Source organism: Pedobacter sp. (assembly GCF_035566355.1).
Taxonomy (GTDB): Bacteria; Bacteroidota; Bacteroidia; order Sphingobacteriales; family Sphingobacteriaceae; genus Pedobacter.
This window is the reverse complement of the sequence record NZ_DATMRL010000541.1, coordinates 1-3,650: the sequence shown is the minus strand read 5'-3', so window position 1 is coordinate 3,650 and position 3,650 is coordinate 1. Positions and strand designations below refer to the sequence as shown.

The following is a 3,650-nucleotide window of genomic DNA, read 5'->3' as shown; positions in this document are numbered from 1 at the left end:
ATTGTATGAACGGCAAAATCATAACCACTATGACTTCTTGGTTTTGAATCCGGACAAACGCGGACCATACCATAAGGTACACAGGCGGCTGGATCTACTTGTCCATTATCTCCACTTGTTCCGATAAAGAGATTTACATATTTAGATACACCCTGCGCATAAATGGAAGTGTTTCCGGCCAGGATAAAATATAAAATGGTAAATATTAAAACTTTGTTTCTTTTCATTATTCTATTATTTAACTTTTTCGAGCAAAACACATGCTCCGCCCCCGGGTGCCAATTCTACATCTATAAATTGGTCAGGTGTTACCATGGTTCTGGCTACTGTGTATTTTTCTTTATTTGCCAGATAACTCGCGTCCTTTCCATCCTTTAGGATCAATGCCTTGTATTTTCCCGGTTCAGCAAAGTTTAAAGGAATCCGGAGCACTCTCGGGCTTTCATTAGTTGCCGCAGCAATCAGCCAGTTTCCTGTTGAGGCCTTACGGGCCATTACAATATATTCTCCGATGGCACCGCTTAAGGTCTTACTCTCCTTCCAGGGCATTTTTTCAGAAGCAATGAACTTCAAAAGCTCTGGATGTTTATTGTAGTATTCAGGAATGTCGGGTATAATTGTCGCCCCGGAAAAAGTAATCAGCGTACGGGCAGCCTCCGCAGCAATTGTAGAAGGGACCGGGCTGCCATTATCCACCCTGCCCTTTTGGGCCATGTCAAATGTACCGTTACTCATATCTAAAGGTCCGGCTAGCATATTCACAAATACAGCTGTCACAAATGTTTTGGGCTGAAATTCTTTATGGCCATCCAGTTGGGCCTGGCAATATTCACGGGTAACTGCATTGGGCCAGGTACGCATTTGTCCATAGGGGTGAACAGGATCGTCATGATAGTCTACCACTAGGTGGTTTTGGGCACACAATTTCGTAATCAGTTTGGTTTTGACATTTTTCTCCTCAAAACTGCCTCGCATAAATCCATATTTAATACCCGCTGCTCCCCAATCGCCATACTGCTTTATAACGGCCTCAATCGGATAAGCTTTTCCGCCAACATCGTTAAGGTATAACCAAATCCCCACTCCTCTTTCTTTACCATATTGAATCAGCTCTTTTACATCAGCCGCTTTTCCTCCATTTAAAGGATTAGACTCTTTATTAAACTCAGGGCCATACCAATTGGCATCCAAGACCAGTGATGTGAACTTATTGACCTTAGCAAAATCAACCATCTTTTTCCATGAGGGCAACGACATCTGATATTTAAATCCATCAACCTCCGCACCATTAATTCGCCAGTCCCATAACGCTACTCCAGGCTTTACCCACGAAAAATCATATCCGGGCTCCGGGTCGGGATTCAATAATTCCAGTAAATGGGAATCGACCAATTCGCCAGGCGTTCTTCCGTACATAATGACACGCCAGGCTTTAGCTTTTTTAGAGGGAACCAGGAATGAAGCGCGCCCAGATATGGGTTGCAATAATAATGGTTCTCCACTTTCTAAATCGGCCTCATGAATAGCCAAGTATTGATCATCCGAAGCTTTAATGGTTACAACAGGTCTGCGGATACCTTTGGCATCCAGCAATTTTTCAGGTCCGATGTTATGATTTTCACCATTATAGTACCAGGCATTATAATTTCCTGCAAAATTGAATTCTGTCAATTCAGATTCGCTCTGCCCGTCTTCATACCTAAATGCAATACCATTGTTATATGCCCTGGCTTTTATGATATAAACCTCCGATACTAGCGTGATTTCCCTGTAATCATCGTGAACAATACTTCTCTTGCCCCAAAACGGCCGCCAAACTTTTTGAATGAGTCTCAATCCATTCAGTTTAAAAATGGGAGCCTTTGAAACCTTTAGTCCAATATGCGAAGGCTTCAACAAAACTTTACCATCAGCAATCAGTGAATAACACATCGTGCCATCCGGATCAGAAGCAAACAAAACTTTCAGCTTACCATCAGGCGATCTGAGCTCAGCCAATTTCCCCGAACCTTTAGAAAAGGTCAGATTCGACAACAGACTAAATATTACCAGGAAAAGCAAACGTTTCCTAAAGGTTTTAAAAGCTTTCATCAAAATAAAATCTAAATTATTTATTTACCTTTGGTTACCCCGCTCTCGTTAAAGGAATCAATTCGAAAGAAGTAAGGAACATCTTTATTTAAGCCCGTTAAGTCCAGTGAATTGTTATCATATACCATGACCGAATGGTACAGTTTATTTTGTTCTGTGCCGAAATAAACGATATATCCTCTCGCCGCTTTGACAGGCTTCCATTCCAACCTGGCTCTACGTGTATCTTCAGGTTTTCTTTGCACAGAAAAGGCATCAACCGCCCCAGGCAATCCACCTTTTCCTTTACCAAATATTCTAAACCCGGATAGGGAGAATTTGCCATCGGGTACCTGCAAATTGCTGATTTTTACATAACGGGCTTTTACTACTTTTGGCAATACAATGTAATCATGGGTAACATCAACTGTATTTTTTGACCGGTCAACTATGTTATTCCAGTGTACGCCGTCATCTGAAGCGGAAATGATGTATTGATAAGGCCTCACAGGATCGCCTGCTTTTAATTGGGATGCTTCATCTGCAAAATTGACCTGCAGCGCATTAACTGTATACTGCTGCTGTAAGTCTATTTGCAACCACTCGCCAGAATTTCCAGTGGCAGCACTCCACCAATCGCGGACTTCTTCATTACAAGCCATAGCAGCCGGATGGCCTGGCAGCTCAGAAGAAGCGGTTACAGGTTTATGATAAGAGAGTAGCATCCAATTGGTAAAGAGACTTTCCTTTTCATAATCCATTTTACGCGTAGGCATCTGCATAGGATAATCACCAAAACTGGTGATGCAATGTAACTGGCCCTTAGCATCAAAAAAAGCCGGGAATAAGCCAATGCGGCGTTCAAACATGTGCCGCACGGATATAGCCATGGTAGCGACATGCCAGTAATTCCCATATTTATCCTGAAAAGTACATCCATGACCCGCACCGTTAATAAAGCCTCCTGGCTTATAAGAAAATGGGCTATTGGGCATATAAGTAAAGGGTCCTAATGGCTTTTCAGAGACATAAACCCCATCTCCGTACACCTTAAACTCTGTACCTGGCGAGGCGTACTGCAGATAATATTTGCCTTTATATTTTGTCATCCAGCTGCCTTCATTCCAGCCTTCCTGACCGTCATCATTTTTCTCCCCGTGTTCCTCCCAACCGTACTCTTTAGCATGATGTTTTATAAGTACATTTGGAGTACCAATAGTATTCAATTGTTTGTCAGGATTGAGTTCTACACCTCTGATCGGATCTCTATTGGAACAGCCATAGTAAAAATAAACCCGACCATCATCATCATTAAACAATGCCGGATCAGTCATATAAATCGGAAATTTCGCATTATATACCTTCCAGTTATCTTGCAGCGGGTTCAAGGAGTAATATACTTTTGCCGATCCTTTTGAAGCAATAAAGAAAACAGTGTCCCTGATGGTTTCTACCGTAGGTGCATAATCTTCCGTTGGTAAGGTAACCGATGGTCTGAAAGTCCATTTGAGCATATCGTCAGAATACCAATATCCACCTGATTTAGATGCATACAGAAAATATTTATTTTTAAACAAATG

General features: G+C 42.0%; 2 protein-coding genes and 1 pseudogene. All 3 read right to left on the bottom strand.

Going from position 1 to position 3,650, the window contains the following annotated elements; translation table 11 throughout:
* A pseudogene (locus VNZ46_RS21235) lies at nucleotides 1-227 on the bottom strand (hypothetical protein); the annotation flags it as partial.
* Between the two features lie 7 nt (nucleotides 228-234).
* A complete protein-coding gene (locus tag VNZ46_RS21230) occupies nucleotides 235-2,091 on the bottom strand; it encodes a glycoside hydrolase family 97 protein (RefSeq protein ID WP_325562360.1) in 1,857 nt (618 codons plus the stop codon).
* A gap of 20 nt (nucleotides 2,092-2,111) precedes the next feature.
* A partial coding sequence (locus VNZ46_RS21225) for a discoidin domain-containing protein (RefSeq protein WP_325562359.1) occupies nucleotides 2,112-3,650 on the bottom strand: 1,539 nt, incomplete at its 5' end.